A 25,438-nucleotide genomic window follows, 5' to 3' on the forward strand; every position below is an offset into this window, starting at 1 on the left:
TCGGCGCAAAAAGTCTTCAAGATTAGCTATTTAATCTTCTACTTTTTGAATTTTTGAGCAACAGCTTGCCTGAGATTCAAAGGTGGCTACTTTTAGCTGCGCTCATTTTTTAGTCTAAACTACAGTCTTTAGAAAGATTGATTCTCCCGCCTTTATCCAAATTGATAGACATTTGCTCTCCTGTTCGCAACATCTTTGATATTATTTAACAATTATACGCCAAATTTTAAATGTCAAGTATCATATGTCTTCTGTTTGAACGATTGATTTAGGAGCGATCGGCACATGGCGATGTCAATTCACGGATTCATCTTGTAAATGTGCCAAAATCCGATCGACCGTTTCTGGAACCGTGAGATGGGTTGAATCCAGCCAATAACCGAGATGAGGGGTTTCGGTGCGGAGGATGCGATCGAATTCATAAACCATGGTTTCGTTGGCATATCCAGTCTTCGATCGTGCTGCATCCCGTGCCGCTACAACCTCTGCCGAGGGACACAGGACGATCGCGCGCAACGGCACATCATGAAACGAGGCAATTACCTCAGCTAGTGCCGAACCAATGATAATGTCTTGATAGACAACGGTAAAGCCAGCCTGGAGATATTGTCGCGCTGCCATTGCTGCCAGGTGATAGCGCAATTGAAGTTGCTGATATGCCTCTGCTGACAAATTTAACGTCATTTGGGCCTGCCCATTCACAATTAGGCGACGAAAGATATCCCCGCGCAGGTGAATACTTTTGGGAAACCTTTCGGCAAGTGATTGGGCAACACTTGATTTTCCAGCAGCCATATTGCCAGTAATTAAAATAATTTGTGGCTGATGATTTGCAGGTTGTTGATTGCTATTCATGATTTTAAAACGTAAACCTTTGTGAATAAAGACTGCTAAAGTAGGTTGATAATTTGCTTTTGGTACTCATCTTCAGTCATTAGTTCTTGCATACTTTCCACCCTGTCTAAAAACACGATGCCATCTAAATGGTCGTGTTCGTGCTGAAAAATCCGAGCTACAAAATCAGTTAATTCTTGTTTGTGAAGTTTGCCGTCTCTACAAGTGTATTCAATTTCGATCGCCCTGCTTCTCGGCACTAACCCCCGTATCCCCGGAATACTCAAACAGCCTTCCCAGTCTTTAACTTTTTCTGTCGATGCAGCGACAATCCGGGGATTGATCATCGCTGTCGGTTCCATGTGCGGCGCTTGGGGATACCGCAGGTTGGGACGGGATGCGACGATAAACAGCCGATCGCACATCGCAGCTTGAGGGGCGGCAATCCCGACTCCGTGCGCGTGTTGGACGGTAGCAATTAGGTTGTCGATTAGCTGTTGAATGCGATCGTCCTTCACGTTTTCGACAACTTGCGACGGTTGCCGCAGTACGGGATTTCCTAATTGTGAAATTTGCAATATTTCTGACATATTAATTGGTTATTTGTTTGTAGTGAGGACTTCAGTCCTCAGCAGAATTTTACATACAAAGAAGGACTTAAGTCCTTACTACGAACCTTACAAAGAAGGACTTAAGTCCTTACTACGAACCTTACAAAGAAGGACTTAAGTCCTTACTACGAACCTTACAAAGAAGGACTTAAGTCCTTACTACGAACCTTATCAAAGAAGGACTTAAGTCCTTACTACGAACCTTATAAAGAAGGACTTAAGTCCTTACTACGAACCTTATAAAGAAGGACTTAAGTCCTTACTACGAACCTTATCAAAGAAGGACTTAAGTCCTTACTACGAACCTTATAAAGAAGGACTTAAGTCCTTACTTGGAACGGTTGGTTAATTTAACTGTTGACTGTCAACAATTTACTGAACTTTTTGAACAGGTAAACTCCCCGGCTTAACACTCAAATTAACTATTTGCCCGTTGCGGTTGATTTCCACTTGCAAATTGCCGCCAACTTTCGCATTTTGCACGAACTCCTGAACAGCTTCCGACTGAATAATCGGCTGATTGTTAATCTTTTGAATCACATCTCCAGCCCGCAAACCTGCGGCGGCTGCGGGAGAGTTAGGAACCACACTCACAATCGCCACACCCCGATCGACTGCAACTCGCAGATTGCTGTTAGCATTGCTGTTAATTTGCTGCTTCACCTCTGGAGTCAGTGTCGCCATTTCAATGCCTAAATAAGCGTGTTCGACTTTCCCCGTCGAAATCAGTTCCTTCGCCACCTCTTGCGCCGCCTGAATCGGAATCGCAAACCCCAATCCTTGAGCACCTTGAATAATCGCCGTATTCATCCCGATAACTTCCCCCGAAGCATTCAGCAGCGGGCCGCCGGAATTCCCCGGATTGATTGCAGCGTCTGTTTGAATAAAACCAATGCGCTTGTCGGGTACGCCCACCTCGGTACTCGATCGCCCTGTAGCGCTAATTATCCCGGCTGTCACCGAATTGTCCAAACCCAAAGGATTGCCGATCGCGATCGCCCATTCCCCAGACAGCAGCTTATCAGAATTGCCGATCGTCACCACAGGCACATCATTCGCCTCAATCTTCACCACAGCAACATCCGTCACCTTATCCGCCCCCAACACCCGCCCCTGATAGCTGCGGCCGTCCTTGAGGGTGACATTTACTGTATCTGCGCCCTCCACAACGTGAGCGTTAGTGAGAATCACGCCGTCAGTCCCGATCGCAAAACCAGAACCAGTACCCCGTTCGATTCCGCCCCGCCCGCCCGAATTTGGTTGTCCGCCAAAAAAATCCTCCGGCGAAATCCCTCTATTTCCTGGTTTCACCTTGCGCGAAGCATCGATCCGCACCACAGCCGGGCCCACTTTGGCCACCGCAGCCACAATAAAATTCACATTAGCCGCATCCCCCGACAAGGGAACAGACGGCAAGACTTTGCTAGCTTGAGGCTTCGTACTAGCAGGCACTTGCAATCTCGGTTGCAGGGTTGTTTGTCCCGCATCCCCCGAATTTGCACGCAATTGAGAAACTGATAGTCGATCGCCCAACATGGCGGCTGCGGCTCCCGTTACCAGCAGCAATATGTAAATTGCCGGTTGCTTCCAAAATTTGCCAGTAGAACTCTTCATCGCTACGTTTTAAGGCTTTCGGGCCAAATTTAAATACTTGCCTAGCAGCTCTTTGATACCTGCTATATCCACAGAGCCACAAACAAAATTTTTGGGCGATCGGTAGACTTTTATAAACTGTAACATTCGGCTTCTCATTTTGGATTTTCGATTGAGAGCTGTCACAGGTCAACTGTCAGCTAAGAGGGCAGGCCCGCACCATCCACTGCCCCTACAACGAACTGTCAACTGTCAACTGTCAACTGTCAACTGTCAACTGTCGGTCTAGCTTCCCAACCACGAACTCGACTAAACTGAAATGTCTGGACTAGAGAATCTCTTGAATGCCGATCGGCAGAGGAAAGCAGTGGACATTACGCTCGAAAGTCTGTGGAATCAGATACTTGAACGTCTCCAGGTACAACTTAGCAGACCTAGCTTTGAGACGTGGATCAAAACTGCCACGGCCGAACAACTCGAAAATAACTGTTTGATCGTCAGCACCCCCAACCCCTTTGCTCGCAATTGGTTGCAAAAATACTACGTCAAAACCATCGCCGACGCAGTTGAAGAAATTCTCGGCTATCCCGTAGAAATCTACTTGACAATTGCCGGTGGTACCGAAACAGGTGGCAGCAACGACTCCGCCATGATTTGGCCCTTTTCGCCGATCGCCGATAGCCCCGAAAGCCACTCGCTACACCCCCCTAAACCTGCCCATTTAAACCCCAAATACGTATTTTCCCGCTTTGTCGTCGGTTCCAACAACCGCATGGCCCACGCAGCCTCCCTTGCAGTAGCCGAGTCTCCGGGCCGAGAATTCAATCCCCTATTTTTGTGCGGCGGCGTTGGTTTGGGCAAAACTCACTTAATGCAGGCGATCGGTCATTATCGCTTAGAAATCGACCCCAGCGCCAAAGTTTTTTACGTTTCAACTGAAAAATTCACCAACGATTTAATCGCAGCCATTCGCAAAGATAGTATGCAAACTTTCCGCGATCACTATCGCGCAGCCGATGTTTTATTAATAGATGACATCCAATTTATAGAAGGCAAAGAATACACCCAAGAAGAGTTTTTCCACACTTTTAATACATTGCACGAAGCCGGGAATCAAGTGGTTTTAGCTTCCGATCGCCCGCCGCAGCAGATTCCCCGCCTGCAAGAGCGCTTGTGTTCCAGATTTTCGATGGGATTAATTGCCGATATTCAATTGCCAGACTTGGAAACACGCATGGCAATTTTGCAGAAAAAAGCCGAATATGAAAACATGAGGCTGCCGCGAGATGTCATAGAATATATTGCTTCTAGTTACACTTCCAACGTGCGGGAATTAGAAGGTGCTTTAATTCGAGCCGTAGCATATCTTTCTATTACCGGTTTGCCGATGACTGTGGAGAATATCACTCCGATTTTGAACCCGCAAACTGAAACCGTAGAGGCGACACCCGATGCAGTCATTGCAGTTGTGGCTGAGGTGTTTGATGTTTCTGTGGAAGACTTGAAAGGTGTTTCCCGCAGGCGAGAAATTAGCTTTGCCCGTCAAATCGGGATGTATTTAATTCGGCAGCATACCGATTTAAGTTTGCCGAAGGTTGGCGAAGTTTTCGGCGGCAAGGATCACACGACAGTGCTTTACAGTTGCGACAAAATTGCTCAGTTGCGGAATACCGATCCGACTTTAGCCCAAACTTTGCGTCAATTGAGCGATCGAATTAACGCTGTCAGCCGCAAAAGTTAAGAAGAAGAAAGAAAGAAAGAAAGAAGCCATGACAGGATTCGGACGAATGCATCTCAATGAGTGCAAATATAGCGGTTCTCAGAAAGATTCGCGGACGTTGTTGGGCTTGGGCCCTCTTGGTTTAATTGGTTATATAAGCTGTCAGTTATACCTCATCTTTTTGAGAAAGGCTATATACTCGTAGGGGCGAAGCATTCCGGCAGTAAATCTCTGATTCTCACTAATAAATTGTGTGCCGGAATGCTTCGCCCTTGCAAAGTAGAGATGCACCCAAGGCTGTTCTATTATTACAATTTTACAGCCTGCGGTAAAGACGCTAACCAATCTTCCCAGAACTTTGCTGCTTGAACTGATAAATGTCCAGCATAACGAATCGTATCCTCTCGAAGTTTAGCGACTGTGAGATCGGGCGTTGCTCCAATTTCACACGCATGACCAATGAACCACCGTTCTAATCCTTGAGCTGTGACTTCTGGATGAAACTGCAACGCCAATCCTCCTTTTTTCCATGAAAAAGCTTGGTTTTGATAGATCGCGCTAGCCGCTAAATGAGTGCTATCAGTAGGCAGATCGAAGGTATCTCCATGCCAGTGGAGAACGGCTATTTTATCTCCTGCTAAGTGAGCGAGTGGTGTTTGCTGACCTGCTAGACTCAAGTTTAGAGGAGACCATCCAATCTCTTTTTGCGCTCCAGGATAAACCTTCGCTCCTAAAGCACGAGCCATCAACTGTGCTCCTAAGCAAATTCCTAGCGTAGGCAAATCGTTAGCCAGACGATATTCTAATAGACGTAACTCATCAATTAGAAACGGATAATCCTGCTCATCGTAAGCTCCAATTGGGCCTCCCAGAATTATCAGCAGACTTGTGTTGCGATCGATCTGAGTCAAATCATCCAATCCAGCTTCTAAATATCTGACTGTGTAGTTTTGCTGATTCAATACTTCAGCTAAACTTCCCAGATCCTCAAAGGCAATATGTCTAATGACAGTGGCGTGTTTCAAAGTAGTCATCCTTAAATCAATTCGTAATCTGCGAAAACTTGCTCAATTGTACGATCGTCCAACACTCCAGCGGCGGCAAACATTTTTAAGGTTGGATTGGCAGCTTGTTGAACAAATTTAGCAATTTGGCTGGGTACGTAAACCTCTTCTAGAATTCCTTCCGAATCCTTTGCATTAAAGCCTAAGCGCCTCAGAATACTGTATTCGAGTTGGCGATCGGGAGCCAGAAATGCCCATACCAGTTGTGGCAGTAATTGTCCCATTTCCTCTTGCTCATAGGATGCAAGGCTTTGCCAAAGGACGGGGAACAAGCCACGAAAATAAACGCTGTGCAACGCTTCGTCAGCCGCATGATCGCCGATAACCGCACGGACAATAGGAGAGACTTGAGGATCGTGGGGAACATTGTTAAGAACCTTTGTCACCAGAGTTTCTGAGATTGTGACAAAAAACAGTTGAATGAGATGGGGCGACAGCCGAGTTTGATGTTCAGCAATAATTTTCTCGATGATGCGATCGAAGTGTGGACGACCAATAACCGATCGATCGAGTCCGAATGCCTCCTCCACCTGAGTTGAAAATAATTCAACAAAGAGAGCGTGTCCTCCTTCATCGCAATAAATTCGCAGAGCATCATTGCGCTGAAGCGTGCTTAAAAAAATGGGTGCATTTCCTTGAGCCAGACTGCTGCAAACAGGATTGACATGACTCAATTCCAACAAAGTTGTGAATTGTAAATGGGCAAGGAGTCGATAAGCTAGAACCGTTACCCGATGAGTTGAATCTGACGCAATGGCAGGATGATCGGCTAACGGGACGAGATCGGGAGAAAAGGGTAAACCTTCAATGTTACCTTCCCGAAGAGGTTTGTTCCGTATCCAACTTGATTCATTCCATCGGCCCAAAGGGCTTTTGTAGTTTTCCTGAAAGATAGATGCACCTAGCTTGTTCACTGTCATCATGAAAAAGTTCCTTGACATTAAGGGAAACAACGTTACAGACAATCAATGTTTACAATTCCTAATCAACTCCGTTTCATTAGTAACAAACATTTACTACTATATATGATGTGGCGTCATTGGAGCTAACTAATGCTCCAATTAAAGATATTTTGAGTGTACCATTGCTGGAATATTTCGTCTTGTATGATTTCTAACGAAAAAGGATACTAAAAATCTAGCGATACCAATCCTAGTATCAACACAACGCCCAAATATATGGTGCTTTGTATGGGCAAACCCTCTAGTGGTTACTATCCATAGGATGCTTACCCTTAGTCCTAAAAGTTTCGTTGAAAGTTCGAGATTTATTAAGTAGTCCGAACTGTACTTTTGCCCTTTGTGGCAAATTGGTACACAAAAAATATCCAAGATTGGCTCATTACATAAGTCCATTACTTAGGTATGATGGCATCCATTGCACAAATTTTTCTTATGAGTTTGATAGATACGCCCTATTTAGTTTCAATTCAAGTGGGTTTGCCTAGAAACCTAGGGACAGAAAGCGCTCTTAATCCAATGGATCGTCCTTGGTTTACTGGATTTTTTAAAGAGCCGATCGATCGCTCTGTATGGCTAGGGAAAACGAATTTAGATGGTGATGGACAAGCAGATTTACTCCATCATGGCGGATCTGAAAAAGCCGTACTTGCCTACGCGACTGAACATTATCGCGAATGGCAACGGCAATTAATGCTTCCAGAGTTAGGCTATGGAGCATTTGGAGAAAACTTCACAATCGTTGGACAAACAGAGTCGTCAGTCTGCATTGGTGATACCTATGAAATTGGTGATGCTTTAGTTCAAGTTTCCCAACCCCGTCAGCCATGCTGGAAATTGTCGCGACGATGGCGCATCAAAGATCTCGCGTTGCAGGTGCAACAAAACGGTCGGACTGGCTGGTATTTTCGGGTTTTACAAGAAGGATATGTAGCACCAAACCAAGTTGTCACTTTAGTCGATCGCCCTTATCCACAATGGACGATCGCCCGTGCTAATGAAATCATGCATCAACAGATCAAAGATCGCGAACTGGCCGCCTCCCTAGCTATATGTCCACTGCTGGCTCCCAACTGGCAACACACCTTAGCAAATCGAGCCAATCGAGGCATCAATCCCGATTCTAAACCTCGGTTGATTGGTGAAAATGAATAGGTGAATTTAGAGGATTAAACCATATGGTAGTAATAAATATGTAGTGAATTTTAATTACTGTAATTGAATTCATAGGATATTTTTATAACTCACACAATCAATTTTTGTGACTTTAATATTTTTTTGCGCGCTCGAATGTAGATTTAGTTACACTTAGGCTATCATAAGTGACTATTACTTCCATCCTTGATATCTACCAACACTTATGGAATTCTCTACCTCCTGTATATCGACAATGTGCTGTTTGCTATACGGATTTTTGGGGCGCATATGCTTGTATTTTTCCAAGCAAACGCCATCAGCCAGTTGGTAAAGACAGTGGAAAAACTAATCACATTTAAAGATTTAATAATACTTTGCGCCAACGTGTTTCTCGTTTAGTAAGAAAGACTCTTTCATTTTCTAAAAATTTAGAAAACCATATTAGTGATATTTGGTATTTCATCCATCATTACAACTATATTTTGAGCTAATAAAATCTAATCACTACATATTTATTACTACCAATCTCTGGTTATCACTAATAAATTATCTGTCGGAATGCTTCGCCATTAAAAAATACCAGATGCACCAGATCATTATCAAGAACTGGCTCTCCGATCAGTTCCACAATAAAGCTGATTAAACTCATATGGAGGCGCGAATTATTAATTTCCTCCGTCCAGGGAACTCTGTGCTAGATTAATTGGTCTAATGTCACGATCTAATTAGTGGCTATTTTTATGTACCAATATGCTGCATATCGATTTAGATAAGACCTCTAAACATCTTCCGTATTACCTACAAATATTGGAGCAGATCCGCAATGCGATCGCCTCTGGTACACTAACTGCTAATACACCGCTACCTCCCAGTCGTCAATTGGCGATCGAATTGGGAATTGCTCGTCGAACAGTTGTTCTAGCGTATGAAGAACTGTGTGCACAAGGGTACTGCACAGGCAAAGTAGGACATGGTACTGTCGTTACTCAAATTCCAGTCTTACAACCAGAAGACAAGATTCGCAACACACAGGGATTTCCGAAGTGGTTATTAACTGAAGCCTCCTATACCTTTCAAGCAGTCGATCGCGATACAGACAAAATTTGCTTCACACCAAGCCTTGCTCAAGTCGATCGCCTACCACTCAAGACTATGCAGCAAACATTGAATCAGATGATTCGCCAAGCTATTCCTGAATTGAGTCATTACAAGAAAGATAATGGAGATTTAGAACTCATTCAGGCACTCTGTCAAAAGGTTCTACCAACGCGAGGTATTCAAGCTGAACCGAATCAAGTTTTAATTACTCATGGATCGCAGCATTCCTCTTCTCTCTTGAGTATCTTGGTTGCGCCTTATGGTGGCAGCATTAGCTATGGGACTCCCGGTTATCTAACTATTCCTCAAAATTTCATCACGCGAGGTATGAAAGGAATTGCTTGTCCCGTAGATTCGGAAGGAGTTCGCTTAACTGAGGATGCCTATTCTGCTCGAATCCACTACGTGATGCCCGAACATCATTTTCCTCAAGGTGTAACTCTGTCGCCCAGTCGTCGATCGGCTTTGTTGCAACTAGCTGAAGTACAGGATGCCCTGATCGTTGAAGATGATTACGATAGTGAGTTTTATTACGATCGGCATCCATTACCTGCATTAAAAGCTGGAGATTTTGGAGGACGAGTCGTTTACATGGGCACTTTTTCCAAGCTATTGTTTAATAGTTTACGACTAGGGTATATTGTGGCTCATCCAGAAATTATTCGGCGCCTAGTTGATATTCGGTGGCAGTTGGATGGTGGGACGAGTTTAGTCTTGCAACGTTGGGTCGCGAAACTGTTAGAATCTGGAGCAGTGGAACGTCACCTGCGACGGATGCGAATTCATTATCGTCAGAAACGAGACTCGATCGCTACGTATTTACGAGAGTTGTTTCCAGAGTGGAGTTGGCAACTCCCTGGTGGTGGTATGCAGTTTTGGATTAAGCTTCCACCTAATCAGCCCGCAGACGAGATTGTGGATCTCGCAGCAGAACGAGGAGTGGGTTTGTGCTCAGGGGCAGCTTATTTTGAGCCTGATACAAAAGAGGCAAATTGTTATTTGGTGCTTGGATATGGCGCAGTTACAGAATCTGAAATTCATCAAGCATTCAATATACTTAAAGGTTTGAGGCATTGATGGTAAACAATGATGTCCTCACTAGAATTAGCTGGATGCTTAAGTAGGGAGGCGACTTTTTTGTTAAACAGATTCTATGATATCGAGGTTTGGCGACTGTAATATCAGGCGTTGCTTCAATTTCAAATATATCTCGGCTGAATAAGCTGTTTCGCATCTAAATTGTATTTTTCGGGCGGGCTTTCTGGCCCACCCCACAGAACTTTTTTTAAACTTGACTATACAATTTAAATGCACTTCAGCTTGTCTTGCTCGAATGTAACGATCGCCAATTGTAGGGAAACGCTACACCGTCGTGTCCTGACTGTGGGTAATCTCAAATCCGGTGGCATCGGATTTGAGATTAGCTGTGGAAAAACCTGTGGACAAATCACCGTAAGTTTGTGGAAAATATCACGGATGCTTTTAACCTGGACATTCTTCGATATCATCGACACCCTAAACATCCTTAACTCTCTGGCTGAAAAAAGTTTTTGAGGATCGAGGGGCGGGCGATCGACTTTTTCCAGCTTTTCCACAAGTTTTCCACAGGCAAAAAGCAACTACAAGCCTTTTCAGACAAGCATTTAATTTTGTTTTCCACAGTTTGCACAGAGCGAACCCCAGAAAAATAATTCAACAAATTAAAAATGAATCTGGTGCTGTGTGTACACCTACACACAGAAAAACCGAGCCACCTACTTTCTGTGATACGATTTGTTTCTATCTCAAATCCGGTTAATTAACCTTCATCTCATGAAATTGGTTTGCACCCAAAGTGACCTCAACGCCAACCTCTCGTTGGTAAGTCGGGCCGTTCCCTCCCGCCCGACACATCCCGTACTAGCCAACGTGCTCTTAGTAGCGGATGAGGAAAATCAGCGGGTTAGCTTAACAGCTTTCGATCTCAGTTTGGGTATTCGCACCAGCTTTGCAGCAGAAGTGACTGGCGGCGGTAGTTTTACCATACCCGCGAAATTGCTCAACGATATAGTTTCCAGACTCCCAAATGGAGAGATTACTTTAGAAGACGAAGCCGGAGATACCGTCGCTTGTCTCACTTGCAGTTCTGGCAGCTATCAAGTCAGAGGCATGGGCCCCGAAGAATTCCCAGAATTGCCCGCAATCGAAGCAGGAACAATCCTGAAATTGCCGCCCGAAGCCTTGATAGAAGGACTCAAAGGAACTTTATTTGCTACTAGCCCCGACGAAGCAAAACAGGTACTGGCAGGCGTGCATTTAAAGGTACTGAAAGATTGCTTAGAATTTGCAGCTACAGACGGCCACAGATTGGCAGTAGTTCAAACTGCCAACGAAAAAGCAGAAGGTGAAGAAACCGAAGAAGAATTTGAGGTGACTGTACCCGCTAAAGCATTGCGGGAAGTAGAAAGAATGCTGGTGATGCGACAGTGGACTGAACCAGTCACCCTACATTTTGAACACGGTCAAGTAGTGTTTGAATGGGCCGAGCAGCGCCTGACAACCCGCACCTTGGAAGGGCAATATCCCGCCTACCGACAGTTGATTCCGCCCTCTTTTGAGCGGCAAATTACTCTTGAGCGGCGATCGCTCTTAGCAGCAGTCGAAAGAATTGCAGTGTTTGCCGACCAAAAAAATAATATCCTCAAATGTAGCATCGACGAGGAAAATCAGGAAATCACTTTGTCAGTAGACGCCAAAGATGTCGGCTGCGGTAAAGAGTCAATGCCGGCACAGATTTCGGGAGAAAGCATAGATATTGCTTTCAACGTGAAATACTTAGTTGACATTTTGAAAACGGCTCAATCTCCCGAAATTCAACTGCAATTAAATGGTGCTCTTGCCCCTGTAATTTTTCAGCCTTTGGGCGGAGTCAATGCCACATTCTTAGTAATGCCTGTTCAGCTTCGACCTTAATTGCTCGAAGAAGGTACGTTGTTGCGCTTCAGCGCTCTATATGAAAGAGCGCTGAAGCGCAACAACATACCATTTATTCTTTTTAGGTACGTAGTTGCGCTTCAGCGCTCTTTCCGGTATCACAAGAGCGCTGAAGCGCAACAACGTACCTTATTTAAATTAATGGCAACAAGATCTCAAATTCCGTACCAGTACCGGGCGTTGAATGCAAATTCAACTTACCTTTATGCTTCTCCGTAACAATTTGATGAGTAATTGCCAACCCCAAACCAGTACCTTTCCCCGCTGGTTTAGTAGTGAAAAATGTCTCAAAAATCCGCCGCTGAATTTCGGGCGCAATTCCCGGCCCGTTATCGGCAATTCTGATCGCTATCCAAGCATTATTGGGATTTTTTCCCGCTGCTTCTGGGCTGAAGTCTCCATTTGGGCTGGCGGACGATAGCAATTTTGCATTTTGTCGTAGCTTGCGGGGCCCGACGCCATCGCCCAAAACATAATTTTGGATTAATTCTGAACTTACGCAGTCTCCGTCAGCACTGTTTATTACCTCAGTTTGAATAGTAATCGCAGGCACAAAACCTTTTGTTCCTTTTAGATCTTCCAAGGCGTCCATCGCATTGCTGACAATATTCATAAATACCTGGCTCAACTGACCAGAATAACACTTCACCAAAGGTAAATTTCCATAGGTTTTAACTACCTTAAAACCGTATTTGAGACGGTTTTTCATAATTAGTAGCGTACTGTCAATACACTCGTGGATATTAGATTCTTTCAAGTGGGTTTCGTCCATGTGAGAGAAGGTGTGCAGGCTGGTGACAAGTTCCGTCAGTCTCTCGGATGAAACCTTCATACTTTTGAGTATTTCCGCCCAATCTTCTTGTAAAAAATCAAATTCTATGTCTTCTTTGAGTTCGTCAATTTGTGCGCTAGGGCCGACAATTTGTTCGTAAGCAGTCAGCAATTGCAAGATGTCTTTTGAGTAGTTTGATAAAAAACCGAGATTTCCGCTGATGCAGGTGACGGGGTTTCTAATTTCGTGGGCAACTCCAGCAACCATCTGCCCCAAACTGGCTAGTTTTTCGGTTTGAATTAGTTGAGATTGAGTTTGCTGTCTCAGTAATTTTGTTGCTAGTTCGTGAATATTAGATTGGGCTACTAGCAGTTCGTGTACGTCTACCAAACTATAATTTTGAGGCGACACTTGAACGACAATCGGTTCATAAAGCAGTTCTTTCGATCGCAGCAGCGACTTCCGGGCTGCATCCACGATTAAAGTATTGCTGGGGAAAATTAAAGTCTCAGTTTGGGCAAAGCGGTACAAAGCCCTCACAGGCCGCTTTAAAAATAATTCTCGCCCAAAAGGACGGCTGAGAAATTCTAAAAATCTCCGCCGGGAAATCATCCCCGCAAATTCACCTCGATCGGTTAAAATGACTCCCGGTAATAGCGGATTAGCTTCTAACATCTGGGAAATTTGTATTCCCAAATCCGTAGCTTCTACGTTAAAAGCGTAAAGCGACAATTCCACGAGAGTAGAGTCTAAAGAAAGTTCTCCTAAGTCAGCCTGGGAGAGGGGTGGGGCTGGTCTTTCTATGCACGAGGTATTTAACATAAATTCATCAGTACGCTTTTTTGGGGTTCTATTTGCCAACAGATATTTAGCCAGCAAAGCTCAGTCGATGAGTAGCTGAGTGCTTTCGCCGACATTCTTCTGGTAAACGGAATTTTCAATTACATAAAAAACTTAGGGTGGCAAATGAGATTTTACCACTTTAAGTATTAGGCAAGTTCGAGTATGACCGAGATAGATGCGCCCTGGCAATTATGCCTGACTTTATTTTATATTGACTTTAGGAATATTGACGCTTGGTCGGAGTATTTAACTATTAATTAACCTTGGGTTGAAATCTTAACCTGTTGTTAACAGTAACCCGCTCTAGCAATCCTCGCATCATTTAAAGCTCCCGGTTGCCCGCATAGATAGGGCGTAGGCACGGGGTACCACCCCTACAAATCTTTATGAATCATTTAGGGATTGCGATATTAGCGCTCGCTGAATAAAAGTAGAAAGCTTGCCAGATAAAGGGTTAAAGCTTTCTAGGCTCTACAGGAGTTCAAGTTATAGAATTATACAGGCTCAAAACCCTTGCACTTTCATTCTTAGTTTCTGGATAAATTTGGGAATGCAAGCAATAAACCTACTATTTTTTAAGCTGTGTAGCCTCGTTTTTCCACTACGTACACTTTTTCAGCAAGCCCTATATTACTAGACTTCTTGCAAAAGTCGGGAATAGGGAACAGGGAACAGGGAACAGGGAACAGGGAACAAGAATTGATGCAAACAACACCGCAAAAATATTTTGGCAATCTTGTCTACTGAAAATCATAATTAATTAACGATAGAGGAAAACTATAATTGTGCGATCGCCCGACAAGGCACCGCACTCATTCAGTTGACAGTTGACAGTTGACAGTTGACAGTTGACAGTTGACAGATAACATTGACGATCTTAGCAAAAAGTTTCAACTGAATCTTAACTTAGGGCTGTGAAGCAGGTATGATCGACAGGGGATCTGCCGAAGACGTGCAACTAGATACAAATTTACCAGTAAGTGATTGATGCAACCAGCCCTCACGAATCAGTTAAACAATGCTTTTACCCTTTTTCTCAGCTTATTAGTAGAAGCAATACCTTTTCTGCTGCTGGGAGTTTTATTCTCAGGTTTGCTGCTGGGTTTTGTAGACGAACGCAAACTCGTATCCCGCATCCCGCGAAACCCGCTGCTGGCGGCTTTGATGGGTAGTTCGATCGGCTTTTTGTTTCCTGTGTGCGAGTGCGGTAACGTCCCCGTAGCCCGCAGGTTGCTAATGCAGGGAGTCCCCGCACCAGCCGCGATCGGCTTTTTACTCGCGGCGCCTACCATCAATCCCGTGGTAATTTGGGCGACTTGGACGGCTTTTCGCGATCAGCCAGAAATTGTAGTTTTGCGGGTAGTCTTTTCTCTGTTGATAGCCACAATTATCGGCTGGGTGTTCAGCGTCCAAACAGACTTGCGGCCTCTGTTACACCCCTCTGTAGCCCGGGCGATTCCCCTTCCAAAACCCGAGTTTTCCGAAACAGAACTCGCCCCAGCCGAAACTCCGCTACTGTTGCAGTCGGGAACTTTTATGCTCGGTCAGGGCGGTGCAGTGCCGATCGAATCTTTGCTACAAGACCAGCGACAGCCCTTAAAAACAGGCAAAACAGAAAAAACCTCGAAACGTTCCTCCATGTTCCACCCCGTTTCTAAAGAGCGTCTGCGCCTGCTTTTAGATACTATGGTACAGGAGTTGCGGGAATTGGGAGGAGTGTTGGTTGTCGGAAGTGCGATCGCCGCCATCATTCAAGTTGGCGCACCCCGCGAACTAATTCTCAACCTCGGCCAAGGCCCCGTTTCCTCGATTCTGGCCATGCTGCTATTAGCCGCAGTCGTATCGATTTGTTCTACGGTAGATGCTTTTTTTGCCCTTTCTTTTGCTTCCACATTTACCAGCGGTTCGCTGTTAGCATTTCTCGTTTTTGGCCCGATGATTGACCTCAAAGGCATCGGTTTAATGCTGTCTATTTTTAAAAGTCGCTCTGTAATTTACTTAATGGTTTTGGCCGCTCAGTTAACCTTTTTAATGACCCTCGCTGTCAATTTGTATCTAGGTTAATAAATTAGCCCGGACGCCTAACAATAGATTCCCAATTTCCAATTTCCCCTGACTAATTTCCCCTGACTAATAACGTGAGATCGCAGGGACAGCACTACTGACAACTAACCACTAAGAGGGCGGGCACGGGGGCACCGCCCCTACCAACTACCAACTAACAACTAGCAACTGACCAATGCCCAATGCCCTGTTTGGCCAATGCCCTGTTTGGCCAATGCCCCATGCCCCATGCCCCATGCCCCATGCCCCATGCCCCATCCCTCCGCTTCGCTTCGCCCAATGCCCCATGACCAATGACTAAAAATGAATTTAAAGAAAATTAGCCCGTGGCTGGACGCCCTAGCTATCTTAGCGTGGGGAATATTGCTCCTCAAATATTGGATCACCGGGAAATTAAGCATTCTGATTCACCCGAATTACTTTGGATTGACTCTAGCAGCCGGAATCAGCTTAATGATTATTGGCGGTTTAAAAACTTGGGAAATCATCAAAGTCGATCGCGCCAACAAGCAATCCCGGACATCCTCAACCAAAAAATCTGCCAGAAGTACAGAAGTTGAACACATTACTTTATTTCCCCCCAGTATCGGCAGCACCTTAATGTTGAGCGTCGCATTGATCGGTTTAGCGGTAACGCCACGCACATTTACCAGCCAGACAGCACTCGAACGAGGCCTCACCGAATCCGTGCCCATCACCAGACTGCAACCCCAAGAATTTCGCAATACTACAAAACCCGAAAGGCGATCGCTCATCGAATGGGTGCGGCTGTTAAATTTCAATCCAGAACCCGATACATATAGAGGTCAAAAAGTCAAGGTACAAGGATTTGTGATTCACCCGCCCAACGTAGCAGAACAATATATGTGGATCGGGCGTTTTATCATTACCTGCTGTGCGGCGGACGCCTATCCGATCGGGTTGCCTGTCAAATTAGCGATCGGTCAAAGTCGCACCGCCTTCGCCCCAGACAGTTGGCTAGAAATAGAAGGAGAGACGATCGTAGAAGAACTGCAAGGCAAGCGCAAATTAATTATTCAAGCATCCTCCCTCCGACCTATTCCCGAGCCTAAAAACCCTTATGATTATTAGACAGCCAGCAAGTTGGAGATTAAATTTTACCTTGGCGATCGCGAGATGGGCATCCCGCCAATCAGCCAGTGTAATCTCGCGACTTGAAATCTGTAGTATTTGAGATTGTGGGATGGGCCAAAAGAGCCCCTCCTCCGTAGGGCAATTAACACAAGGTAAAGTCAGCTATAAAAGTAGCAGCAGCATCCTGTATGAGTTGCCAACAGGAAATTCAGCAACTAGACTCGTAATTAGAAAATAAGTTCTCCCTATATGTCATCTGAAAAAAAATTAGCGATTAAAGGTGCTTTCTGGACGATCGCCAGCTATGGAAGCAGTCAAATTATCCGATTCGGCAGCAACCTAATCCTGACGCGCCTGCTGTTGCCAGAACTATTTGGTCTAATGGGTCTAGCCTACGTTTTTATAGCAGGTGTCCACCTATTTACAGACATTGGTCTTGGCCCAAGTATCATCCAAAACAAGCGTGGAGAAGAGCCAGAATTTCTCAACACCGCTTGGACAATGCAAGTTATTCGCAGTGTTTTTATTTGGTTTTGTTTAATTTTAATCACCTGGCCAATCGCTACTTTTTATCGAGAACCCCGTCTCCTGTGGTTGATTCCGATCATAAGTATAAGTACTCTCATAGGAGGATTTAAATCTACTTCCGTATCCATTCTCGAACGCAAAATGACAGTTAAGAACGTAGTAATATTTGAATTGACCATACAGGTCATTTCTACTACAGTCATGATTGTTTGGGCATGGTTCGATCGCAGTATCTGGGCTATCCTCGCAGGGGGTTTGACAAGCTCTATAGTGGAATTAGTATGGAGCCATTTTTTGATTCGCGGTCATTCAAACCGTTTTGCTTGGGATCGAGAGGCAGTTAAAGAAATATTTTCGTATGGAAAATGGATATTTTTGTCTACAATTTTATATTTTCTGTGTTCCCAAGCCGATCGCCTAGTTCTCGGAAAAATATTTAGTTTAACAATGTTGGGCATTTACGGCATTGCTTTTACCCTCGGCGATATGCCTCGTCAAGTAATGGTCGCCCTCGCAGGCAGGGTAATTTTTCCTTCTATTTCGATGCTAGCAGACTTGCCTCGCGAAGAATTGCGCGCCAAAATTCTCAAAAACCGCAACTTGATTCTGATCCCTTTAGCCCTAGGCTTAGCAATTTTTGTCAGCTTTGGAGATCAGATAATTGTAAGTCTGTACAGGAAAGAGTATATGGCAGCATCTTGGATGATGCCAATCTTGGCTTTAGGTATTTGGCACACGACTATCCACAATTTGATGGGTTCTTGTTTGTTAGCGATCGGGAAATCTCAGTACGCAGCTATGGGCAATCTGGCCACTTTCTTGAGTATCGCTATCGGCATCCCAGTAGGATATCATTTTATGGGTAATTTAGGTGCTGTGATTGCTGTAGCTGTCGGTGACATTCCTACTTATTTAGTAGTTACCTACGGTCTTAGGAAAGAAGGGCTAACTTGTTTTTGGGAGGACATGAAGTTGACAGCAATGTTTTTAGGGACACTAGCAATCATACTTTTTGTGAGAAAGTCTCTGGGTGGCGGACTACCGATAGATCGCATTTCACCTGAAGATATAAGACGGACTCATGACATATTTGTCAGTACAGTTCAGAGCGCAATATTCTGACCTCTAAAATATGTATGTATTTCCCATAAAATCCTGAGAAGCAATTCGTTGAATATCCATAAGCCAAGTGTATTGATATTTAAGTCACTTCTCAGGAGGTAAGTTTAATTGAGTTATGGACGCACGACAAATTTCAAAAACCAGTTTTTTGACCAAAAAAGAGGTAGCAGCCATTTATATTGCTAAAAAAATAGGTTTCTAAGAGTCGGGAGTGCGTCCTGGACTGTAAAATTTAATAGGGAAAAATTGGCAGTTAATTTTCAGCAGGAAGAGGAGAGAAAGATTTGTGAGTATTTTTAACAAAAAAATTAATCCTTCAACCTTCGCTATTGGGCAATTCAAACAGCCGATCGACCGGGTAGCGATTTTCCTCATCCTACTGCTGAGCGTCTTAATGGGACTGCTGCTACTGAGTGGCGATCGCACAGCGCCCAGAGTGCGAGACTTCACTTGGGAGAACAAACAAATCGGCGCCGCAGATACCGGCTTTATTCTCAACTTCTTTCGGCCGATGAACCACTCCACCGTCGAGGAAAACTTAAAGCTAGAACCGCCCCTCCCAGGTAAATTCAGTTGGGCCGGCAGGCGCATGGCCTACACCCTCAAAGATCCAGCACCCTACGGCGTTACCTACACCTTAAAACTCGCGGGCGCCACCGACAAGTATTTTGGAGAAAACAACCAATACAAAGGAACGCAAATTCAACCGTTTAGCAGTTCCTTCCGCAGCCGCGATCGAGCTTTTGTTTACATCGGCGTTGAAGGCGAAACAGAAAGCAGATTAATGCTAGTCAATCTCACCAGCAGCGACTCGAAACCGATACCGCTGACTCCCAAAGATTTAGTTGTCACCGATTTTAAACCGTATCCCGACAGCGATCGCATTTTATTCTCCGCCACAGATCGATCGATCGCCCGTACAGGCGGCACCCTAAATCAAGAACTATTTACAGTCACCACCGGCCTCAATCCCCAATCCCCCGGAGAAGATCCCCAACCAGCACAACCAGCAGGTAGAATCGACAAACTCTTAGACTCCAAAGACTACCAAAACCTCAAATTCGACCTCTCAGCCGACGGAAAAATCATCATTATCCAGCGCGTCAACCGCCGCAATCCCGGCGATTTCAGTCCTTGGATTTTGGAAGAAAAAGTCGCGCCCAAACCCTTGGAGAACCAACAAGGCGGAGATTTTATGATTCGCCCCGACAGCAAATCGATGGTAATATCTCAAAAACAAGGATTGGCGATCGTCCCCCTCAAACCAGAAGCAGATCCAGTAGAATTTTTGCCAAAATACGAACAAGTATTGGGGATGGCCCGCGACAACTCCGCCGCCGCCTACGTTAAATACAACAGCGACTACACTCGATCGCTCTTTATTTTAGACAACCAAGGCGCAGAACAAGAAATACTGCGGATTCCCGGTAGCATCATCGCCGTTTATTTCGATCCGCGCAAAGACAAAGACAACCAATTCCAGCGTCTCTACTGCTTGCTAGCCGAACGCCTCAAAACCGCAAGCTACAAAGAACAGCCTTTCATCGCCGCCATCGACCTCAAAAAAGAGGGCACTCGTTTGGTAGGAACCATCAAACCGCTGCTAGTTTTGCCCAACCAATTAGATACCCAAATCAGTTTATCTCCCGACGGGCTGGCATTAATTTTCGACCAATCAGTCACAACAGCAAAACCCACAGCAGCAGACACTCCCCGCAACGATAGCGGACAGTCGATCGCCACCAGCCGCCTCTGGCTGCTACCCTTATTAGAAATACCCGCAGACAACTCTCCCGCAAAAGTACAGCCAGAAGAACTGCCCTTTGCCGGCTATCACCCCCGCTGGCTCCCGTAAATCAATTTTAGATCTTAGATTTACAATAGTTCGGACAGCACGCACTAATTCTCAGAAACCTCGTTGCTGCGTAGATTTTTCCTTGCCAAACCTCTTATTGTCCTAGAAACCTGGTTTTTGAGCGTCAGTCATAATATTTTAAATCCACAAGCGTCAGTCCTAAGATGGTGGATTTTATATTTTAGATTGAGCCATACTAAATCGATCGCAAAAACTTAGAAACCCAATCCCTAGCCTGCCATCTCAAATCTCAAACCTCAAAGCTAAAATCTAAAATTACCATGACTCCCGAAGAAATTAGTAATACCCTTAAAGACTTATTTGGCGAAAATGTTGAGACGCCTGCTGCCACTTCTTGGCAAGTCCAAACCCCTAAATTTCGCCTCTTAGTCCTGCTTTCAGAAGACGGAACTTGGTTGCGGACTTTGCTACCCATCGCCGATGCTCAAGAAGCTCAACCTTTTTTCGAGAAACTGCTAGAAGCTAACTTTGACACCACCCTCGAAACTCGCTACGCCATACATCAAAACGTTTTGTGGGGAGTGTTTCAGCACAGTTGCGCTACACTCGCCGCCGCCGATTTCTCGGCCGCCATCACCAGACTGCTAGCTTTGCAAGAACAAGGTTTGTCCGACTTTTTCGGCGGTTTAATCGAAAGCCGCATCCGTCAAATCATCAAAGCAGCCAAGATGCAGGGACAATCCATAGAAACGACCCTTCAAACTTTAGATCGTTTTTACGCAGAGGGATTGATGGGCGAAATGGAACTCGGGCGAGAGTCTCGCGAACAGACTCTCGCCACTTGGCGCTATCAGCTAGAACGCCTCTGGCCCGAGGTGGAACCCTGAGAGGATTTGAGATTTGAGATTTGAGATTTGAGATTGCAGATTGCAGATTGCAGATTGCAAAAAACAGAGCCTTGTAAGACGGCAGTCGGAGTTGGGAAGTTCCCTAAAGTTCCATTTATTTAGAGTGGTAGGGCAGCAACGCCCGACGGTTAGGACTTTCTTAATTCCTGAAACCCTTGCATTCGATTGCTTCTTGCTTCTTGCTTCTTCCGATTTTTGCCTCCGCCCCAGTCTTGACCCTTAAGGCGCGGATTGGACGATCGCCATCCGCCCCCTATATCCCTCGATCCATCCCCGTATATTCACCAATTGCCCGCTATCGCTGTTCTCCAATTCCCTACCATCACCCAAAAATGGTATAACGCATAACCAAAGTGCCTTAATGATTTTTTAAGATTTCCGAAAACAGGCGATCGCATGGTATATCATGGTAAAAAGTTAATAACAAAGCTCCGTAAGTTCCACAAAAGCTTCGATCGTTTAACATTGATTCAGAAACCAAATCTTTATAGCAATCCTAAATGATTCAGATAAATTTGTAGGGGTAGTGGATGGTGCGTGCCTACCCCCTATCTATCGGGCAACCGGGATCTTAAAGATCCCCTACAAAAATTATGCAAATGATTTAGGATTGCTATACCAGACAATGCCAGGGCGATCGAGTTTTCCCATCCGGTGCTGCTGTAATTTTTTAAATTAATAATTACCCACCACCAATTACCAGTTACCAATAAATAGCAACTAAAGTTATCCATCATACAAAATTTAACAGGAGTTTCATCTATGTTGGCTGTGCATCAGATTAGCTCGGAGTTATCAGTGTTACACATACCTGCAATTTGTACTTGGAACATCTCCTTAGAATCAACTCTCCTGGACTTGCCTCTCTACAACTGCCAAATAGAATTAACTCAACAGGCAAAAGAAGTAGCCCAGGCTTTTGAAGAAAATTCCATGCTTCCAGGCGTCATGTTGACAAATATGGGTACTTTTGTCGGCATCATATCCAGGCGTCAATTTTTTGAAAAAGTTAACCGTCGCTACGGGTTAGAAATGTTTTTCAAGCGACCGATAGAGGTATTGTACAGATTTTCTAGGCAAGAGCTACTGGTGCTTCCTAGCAGTAAATTAATAGTAGAAGCCGCCCAGGAATCGCTTTACAGACCAGCAGAATTAGTTTACGAACCTGTAGTAGTCGAAGTTGCACCCCATACCTACAGACTGTTAGACGTACACCAATTAATGGTTGCTCAATCAATAATTCATCAATTGACAAATAAATTGCTCCACGAACAAACCCAAGCCAAACTTATCCAAACCGAAAAGATGGCGAGTCTGGGGAGGATTGTAGCAGGTGTAGCCCACGAAATTAGAAATCCGCTGAACTGTATTTGGGGAAATTTGACTTTTCTGCTGTCCTATTTTGAAAATTTGCTTCAGCTAATGTCGGTTTATGAAGCAGAATATCCGGAACCGTGTCCCCGAATTGATGCCATCAAAGAAGAAATAGAATTTGATTTTTTACAAGAAGATTTGCCAGTCACCTTAGAAGGCACGAAGTGGGGAGCCTCACAATTACTAAAAATAGTCAACGGTTTGCACCACTTCTCTCACATGGATGAGACAAAGCCCGTGGATATAGACATTCACGAATGCGTGGAGATTACAATGTTAATCCTGAAAAACCGCTTTAAAAATGGCATAGAAGTGGTAAGAAAATACGGCGAACTGCCGCTAGTTAACGGTTACTCGGGTCAATTGAGTCAGGTATTGTTGAATTTGTTAGTTAACGCTCTAGACGCCCTGACAGAGTATGCAGCCGATCGCGAACTAGATACAGAGTGCGCGGACAACTGGCAGCCCCAAATCCAAATTACGACTAAAGTGGTAGAAACCGCAGAGGGCAAGTGGGCCGCCATTGCGATCGCCGATAACGGGCCCGGCGTTACCCCAGAAAATCAGCAGCACATATTTGACACATTTTTTACCACTAAACCAGCAGGCAAAGGCAGCGGTATGGGCCTGGCAATCAGCCATCAAATCATCACAGAAAAGCATGGCGGCAAACTAAAATTGCGATCGCAGCCCGGCCAGCACACCGAATTTGAAATACTCCTGCCGATCGTTGGCAAAACATGATTAACTCAAGAACAGCCTTCAGGTTCGGCCATCCAAGTTAAGCGCGATCGGCTAGCTTAGTAGTTAAGTTCTCATTTTATTTTCCCAGCGTGTTTCGGCAACTAAAAGTTCCAGTGGCAAATACATTAAGTCCCAAACTCCTCGGCCCTTCACTCTCCGAAGGCAGCCATCAAGATCTTTCCCTAGAGTCTACCCTCCAAGATTTGCCCCTGTATCAATTTCAGGTTAAATCGAGCTGCTTGGCCCTAGTAGTTGCCGAAATCTTTGAACAGAATCGCCCAATCCCGGGAGCCGTATTAATAGAAGCAGGAAAATTGGTCGGGATGATATCCCGCAGACAACTGCTGGAATATTTGCTCAAACCCCAAGGCCCCGAGCTATTTTTGCACTTACCGCTGAAGGTTATCTACAGTTACGCTCGCGTCGAAATATTATTGCTTGCAGAGAGTACAACCATTTTGGCAGCCGCTCAACAAGCTCTGCGTCGATCGCCCGAATTGCAGTCAGAACCAATCGTAGTCCAAATCGACTCCCAATCTTACCGGCTCTTAGATCCTCACCAAAGAACTGGGTCTGAAGCCCCGTCCTTCGCTTGACGGCTTTAATTCTCTAAACTTTGGTGATTCTATTAGGAAGGTGTGGTACGATAGAGTAAATCAAATAGCAAGGAATAATGAAAGCAAGGTATCAGTACAGAATATATCCAGCCAACCAACAACGACAGAGCTTGGCTCAATTGTTTGGTTGTGTTCGAGTAGCCTGGAACGATGCTCTTGCACTTTGCAAGCAATCAGAGAGAAAGCCTAAATCTTCCGAACTCCAGAAAATAGTGATTACTCAAGCCAAGCAAGCTGAAGAAAGAGCTTGGTTGAGTGAAGTCTCGGTAGTTCCTTTACAGCAATCTGTAGCGGATTTGGAGACAGCTTTTAAGAACTTTTTCGACTCCTGTAAAGGGAAAAGAAAGGGGCGTAAAGTTGGGTATCCTAAATTCAAAAAGAGGACTAATAGTCAGTCTGCAAGATTTACTCTTCGTGGTTTCTCTATAAAGGAGAACGGTGGTGTCTATTTAGCCAAAATTGGAATTGTCAAGCCAGTTTGGTCGCAAGAGTTGCCATCAAGCCCTAGCTCCGTTACGGTAATCAAGGACTGTACTAATCGGTACTTTCTGAGTTTTGTAGTAGAGATTCAGCCAATTCAAACCGAGGCATTGTATCCAAGTATCGGGATTGATTTAGGAATTAAAACCTTTGGAGTAATGAGCAATGGGGAGAAAGCTGAAAGTCCTAGCTATAAAAAGTTAGACCGCAAAGTCCGCAAACTGCAACGCAAGTTAGCTCGTCAGCCAAAGGATTCAAAAAGAAGAAATGTAACTCGAATCAGAATTGCTAAATTTCATAATAGAATTGCCGACACCCGTAAAGACTTCCTGCACAAACTATCAACCAAAATAGTCAACGAAAACCAAGTGATTATTTTGGAATATTTAAACGTGTCGGAAATGGTAAAGAATCGGAAGCTTTCAAGGGCAATTAGTCAACAAGGATGGAGAGAATTTAGGACTCTCTGTGAAGCCAAGTCGAAGAAGTTTGGCAGAGAATTTAAAGTAATTAGTAGATGGGAACCTACTAGCCAAGTTTGCTCAGACTGTGGTTTAAATGGGGCAAAATCGATTTGTCTATTCGTTCAGTGCTTTGTCTAAGTTGCGGCAATGTTCAAGACAGAGAGTGCGATTCGTTCTGGAGAAACCCAGCAATGGGGGGATTCCAGGCATCTGTAGGGTAACTAATCAGGTTGAGTTCGCACTTAAATCCCTTACAGATGACAACTTAATATCCATGTGGGTGAGAATTAGTATCCTAGAACCCTCAACTCCCACCCTCCAAGCGCAGGAGTGAAAGCACTTCCCCGAAGGTAGCGACTAGCCATCAATCCTTCAAGCGGGGAAGAAAGACGGCACTGTAGGGAGCCTTACCCGACACCCGTCAAGCAAGTACCCATGAATAACGAAAGTGAAGATGCGTTGACTCATCAATACTTGTAACCAGCGAAATAAGGTCTGATACGCTGGGAGTCGTAAAAAGGCAAGGTCAGGGAATCAATAGTGTCTCAACTAAGTGATTAGCGCTTCCCGTAAACCTGGTGAAGAGCATCATTCTGAAAGGTACAACCAATGAATATTAGGA

The 25,438-nt window shown here is 44.8% G+C and carries 19 protein-coding genes and 1 pseudogene; 13 read left to right on the top strand and 7 right to left on the bottom strand.

Features of this window, described 5'->3' with window-relative positions; all coding sequences use genetic code 11:
• Positions 1-294 precede the first annotated feature (294 nt).
• From QZW82_RS23535 to QZW82_RS23545, 3 genes are all read right to left on the bottom strand, one after another.
• The gene (locus QZW82_RS23535) at positions 295-855 is read right to left on the bottom strand and encodes an AAA family ATPase (protein WP_293153672.1); all 561 of its coding nucleotides are present in this window, start codon (positions 853-855) and stop codon (positions 295-297) included.
• 35 nt (positions 856-890) lie between these two features.
• Complete coding sequence (def, locus tag QZW82_RS23540; RefSeq protein WP_293153675.1) at positions 891-1,424, bottom strand: peptide deformylase; 534 nt, start codon at positions 1,422-1,424, stop codon at positions 891-893.
• Positions 1,425-1,817: 393 nt separating this feature from the next.
• Positions 1,818-3,059 carry an HhoA/HhoB/HtrA family serine endopeptidase gene (locus QZW82_RS23545; protein WP_293153678.1) on the bottom strand — a complete coding sequence of 414 codons (1,242 nt, stop codon included), beginning with the start codon at positions 3,057-3,059 and terminating at the stop codon, positions 1,818-1,820.
• A gap of 346 nt (positions 3,060-3,405) precedes the next feature.
• Between QZW82_RS23545 and dnaA the strand changes: the two genes are divergently transcribed.
• A complete protein-coding gene (gene dnaA, locus QZW82_RS23550; RefSeq protein WP_293153804.1) occupies positions 3,406-4,779 on the top strand; it encodes a chromosomal replication initiator protein DnaA in 1,374 nt (457 codons plus the stop codon).
• Positions 4,780-5,066: 287 nt separating this feature from the next.
• Here dnaA and QZW82_RS23555 read toward each other — a convergent pair whose 3' ends face one another.
• Positions 5,067-5,792, bottom strand: coding sequence for a glutamine amidotransferase (locus QZW82_RS23555; RefSeq protein WP_293153681.1), 726 nt, complete (start codon positions 5,790-5,792; stop codon positions 5,067-5,069).
• 2 nt (positions 5,793-5,794) lie between these two features.
• A complete protein-coding gene (locus tag QZW82_RS23560; RefSeq protein ID WP_293153684.1) occupies positions 5,795-6,745 on the bottom strand; it encodes a diiron oxygenase in 951 nt (316 codons plus the stop codon).
• Positions 6,746-7,300: 555 nt separating this feature from the next.
• Between QZW82_RS23560 and QZW82_RS23565 the strand changes: the two genes are divergently transcribed.
• The 3 genes and pseudogenes from QZW82_RS23565 to QZW82_RS23575 all read left to right on the top strand — a co-directional run bounded on the left by QZW82_RS23565 (position 7,301) and on the right by QZW82_RS23575 (position 10,093).
• The gene (locus QZW82_RS23565) at positions 7,301-7,936 is read left to right on the top strand and encodes an MOSC domain-containing protein (protein WP_293153687.1); all 636 of its coding nucleotides are present in this window, start codon (positions 7,301-7,303) and stop codon (positions 7,934-7,936) included.
• A 320-nt stretch (positions 7,937-8,256) separates the two neighbouring features.
• Positions 8,257-8,409 (top strand): annotated as a pseudogene (locus tag QZW82_RS23570) (IS1 family transposase); the annotation flags it as partial.
• A 259-nt stretch (positions 8,410-8,668) separates the two neighbouring features.
• Positions 8,669-10,093, top strand: a complete 1,425-nt coding sequence (locus QZW82_RS23575) for a PLP-dependent aminotransferase family protein (RefSeq protein WP_293153690.1) — start codon at positions 8,669-8,671, stop codon at positions 10,091-10,093.
• Between the two features lie 227 nt (positions 10,094-10,320).
• Here QZW82_RS23575 and QZW82_RS23580 read toward each other — a convergent pair whose 3' ends face one another.
• Positions 10,321-10,611, bottom strand: a complete 291-nt coding sequence (locus QZW82_RS23580; RefSeq protein WP_293153693.1) for a hypothetical protein — start codon at positions 10,609-10,611, stop codon at positions 10,321-10,323.
• A gap of 217 nt (positions 10,612-10,828) precedes the next feature.
• On the opposite strand from QZW82_RS23580, the gene dnaN reads away from it, so the two are divergent.
• On the top strand, positions 10,829-11,968 hold the full coding sequence (gene dnaN, locus QZW82_RS23585; RefSeq protein WP_293153696.1) for a DNA polymerase III subunit beta: 1,140 nt from the start codon (positions 10,829-10,831) through the stop codon (positions 11,966-11,968).
• A gap of 154 nt (positions 11,969-12,122) precedes the next feature.
• On the opposite strand, the gene QZW82_RS23590 is transcribed toward dnaN, so the two are convergent.
• A complete protein-coding gene (locus QZW82_RS23590; protein WP_293153699.1) occupies positions 12,123-13,583 on the bottom strand; it encodes an ATP-binding protein in 1,461 nt (486 codons plus the stop codon).
• 1,008 nt (positions 13,584-14,591) lie between these two features.
• On the opposite strand from QZW82_RS23590, the gene QZW82_RS23595 reads away from it, so the two are divergent.
• From QZW82_RS23595 to QZW82_RS23630, 8 genes are all read left to right on the top strand, one after another.
• Positions 14,592-15,668, top strand: a complete 1,077-nt coding sequence (locus QZW82_RS23595) for a permease (RefSeq protein WP_293153702.1) — start codon at positions 14,592-14,594, stop codon at positions 15,666-15,668.
• A gap of 303 nt (positions 15,669-15,971) precedes the next feature.
• On the top strand, positions 15,972-16,760 hold the full coding sequence (locus QZW82_RS23600) for a TIGR03943 family protein (protein WP_293153705.1): 789 nt from the start codon (positions 15,972-15,974) through the stop codon (positions 16,758-16,760).
• Positions 16,761-17,012: 252 nt separating this feature from the next.
• On the top strand, positions 17,013-18,413 hold the full coding sequence (locus QZW82_RS23605; RefSeq protein WP_293153708.1) for an oligosaccharide flippase family protein: 1,401 nt from the start codon (positions 17,013-17,015) through the stop codon (positions 18,411-18,413).
• Between the two features lie 286 nt (positions 18,414-18,699).
• Complete coding sequence (locus QZW82_RS23610) at positions 18,700-20,268, top strand: hypothetical protein (RefSeq protein ID WP_293153711.1); 1,569 nt, start codon at positions 18,700-18,702, stop codon at positions 20,266-20,268.
• A gap of 281 nt (positions 20,269-20,549) precedes the next feature.
• Positions 20,550-21,116: a hypothetical protein gene (locus QZW82_RS23615; RefSeq protein WP_293153714.1), complete on the top strand. Its 567-nt coding sequence runs from the start codon at positions 20,550-20,552 to the stop codon at positions 21,114-21,116.
• Between the two features lie 783 nt (positions 21,117-21,899).
• Positions 21,900-23,255 carry an ATP-binding protein gene (locus QZW82_RS23620; protein ID WP_293153717.1) on the top strand — a complete coding sequence of 452 codons (1,356 nt, stop codon included), beginning with the start codon at positions 21,900-21,902 and terminating at the stop codon, positions 23,253-23,255.
• A gap of 113 nt (positions 23,256-23,368) precedes the next feature.
• Positions 23,369-23,851 carry a CBS domain-containing protein gene (locus tag QZW82_RS23625; RefSeq protein WP_293153720.1) on the top strand — a complete coding sequence of 161 codons (483 nt, stop codon included), beginning with the start codon at positions 23,369-23,371 and terminating at the stop codon, positions 23,849-23,851.
• Between the two features lie 77 nt (positions 23,852-23,928).
• Positions 23,929-24,954 carry an RNA-guided endonuclease TnpB family protein gene (locus QZW82_RS23630; protein ID WP_366665085.1) on the top strand — a complete coding sequence of 342 codons (1,026 nt, stop codon included), beginning with the start codon at positions 23,929-23,931 and terminating at the stop codon, positions 24,952-24,954.
• The last annotated feature ends 484 nt before the right edge of the window (positions 24,955-25,438 follow it).

It is taken from the genome of Microcoleus sp. bin48.metabat.b7b8b9.023 (genome assembly GCF_013299185.1).
In the GTDB taxonomy this organism is placed as follows: Bacteria; Cyanobacteriota; Cyanobacteriia; order Cyanobacteriales; family Microcoleaceae; genus Microcoleus.

Excerpts from the sequence above, each read along its gene's own strand:
- dnaN (WP_293153696.1), top strand. The coding sequence starts at position 10,829 with ATGAAATTGGTTTGCACCCAAAGTGACCTCAACGCCAACCTCTCGTTG.
- QZW82_RS23630 (WP_366665085.1), top strand. The coding sequence starts at position 23,929 with ATGAAAGCAAGGTATCAGTACAGAATATATCCAGCCAACCAACAACGA.
- QZW82_RS23555 (WP_293153681.1), bottom strand. The coding sequence starts at position 5,792 with ATGACTACTTTGAAACACGCCACTGTCATTAGACATATTGCCTTTGAG.
- QZW82_RS23560 (WP_293153684.1), bottom strand. The coding sequence starts at position 6,745 with ATGATGACAGTGAACAAGCTAGGTGCATCTATCTTTCAGGAAAACTAC.
- QZW82_RS23595 (WP_293153702.1), top strand. The coding sequence starts at position 14,592 with ATGCAACCAGCCCTCACGAATCAGTTAAACAATGCTTTTACCCTTTTT.
- QZW82_RS23535 (WP_293153672.1), bottom strand. The coding sequence starts at position 855 with ATGAATAGCAATCAACAACCTGCAAATCATCAGCCACAAATTATTTTA.
- QZW82_RS23590 (WP_293153699.1), bottom strand. The coding sequence starts at position 13,583 with ATGTTAAATACCTCGTGCATAGAAAGACCAGCCCCACCCCTCTCCCAG.
- QZW82_RS23545 (WP_293153678.1), bottom strand. The coding sequence starts at position 3,059 with ATGAAGAGTTCTACTGGCAAATTTTGGAAGCAACCGGCAATTTACATA.
- QZW82_RS23575 (WP_293153690.1), top strand. The coding sequence starts at position 8,669 with ATGCTGCATATCGATTTAGATAAGACCTCTAAACATCTTCCGTATTAC.
- QZW82_RS23615 (WP_293153714.1), top strand. The coding sequence starts at position 20,550 with ATGACTCCCGAAGAAATTAGTAATACCCTTAAAGACTTATTTGGCGAA.
- QZW82_RS23600 (WP_293153705.1), top strand. The coding sequence starts at position 15,972 with ATGAATTTAAAGAAAATTAGCCCGTGGCTGGACGCCCTAGCTATCTTA.
- QZW82_RS23620 (WP_293153717.1), top strand. The coding sequence starts at position 21,900 with ATGTTGGCTGTGCATCAGATTAGCTCGGAGTTATCAGTGTTACACATA.
- QZW82_RS23605 (WP_293153708.1), top strand. The coding sequence starts at position 17,013 with ATGTCATCTGAAAAAAAATTAGCGATTAAAGGTGCTTTCTGGACGATC.
- def (WP_293153675.1), bottom strand. The coding sequence starts at position 1,424 with ATGTCAGAAATATTGCAAATTTCACAATTAGGAAATCCCGTACTGCGG.
- QZW82_RS23565 (WP_293153687.1), top strand. The coding sequence starts at position 7,301 with ATGGATCGTCCTTGGTTTACTGGATTTTTTAAAGAGCCGATCGATCGC.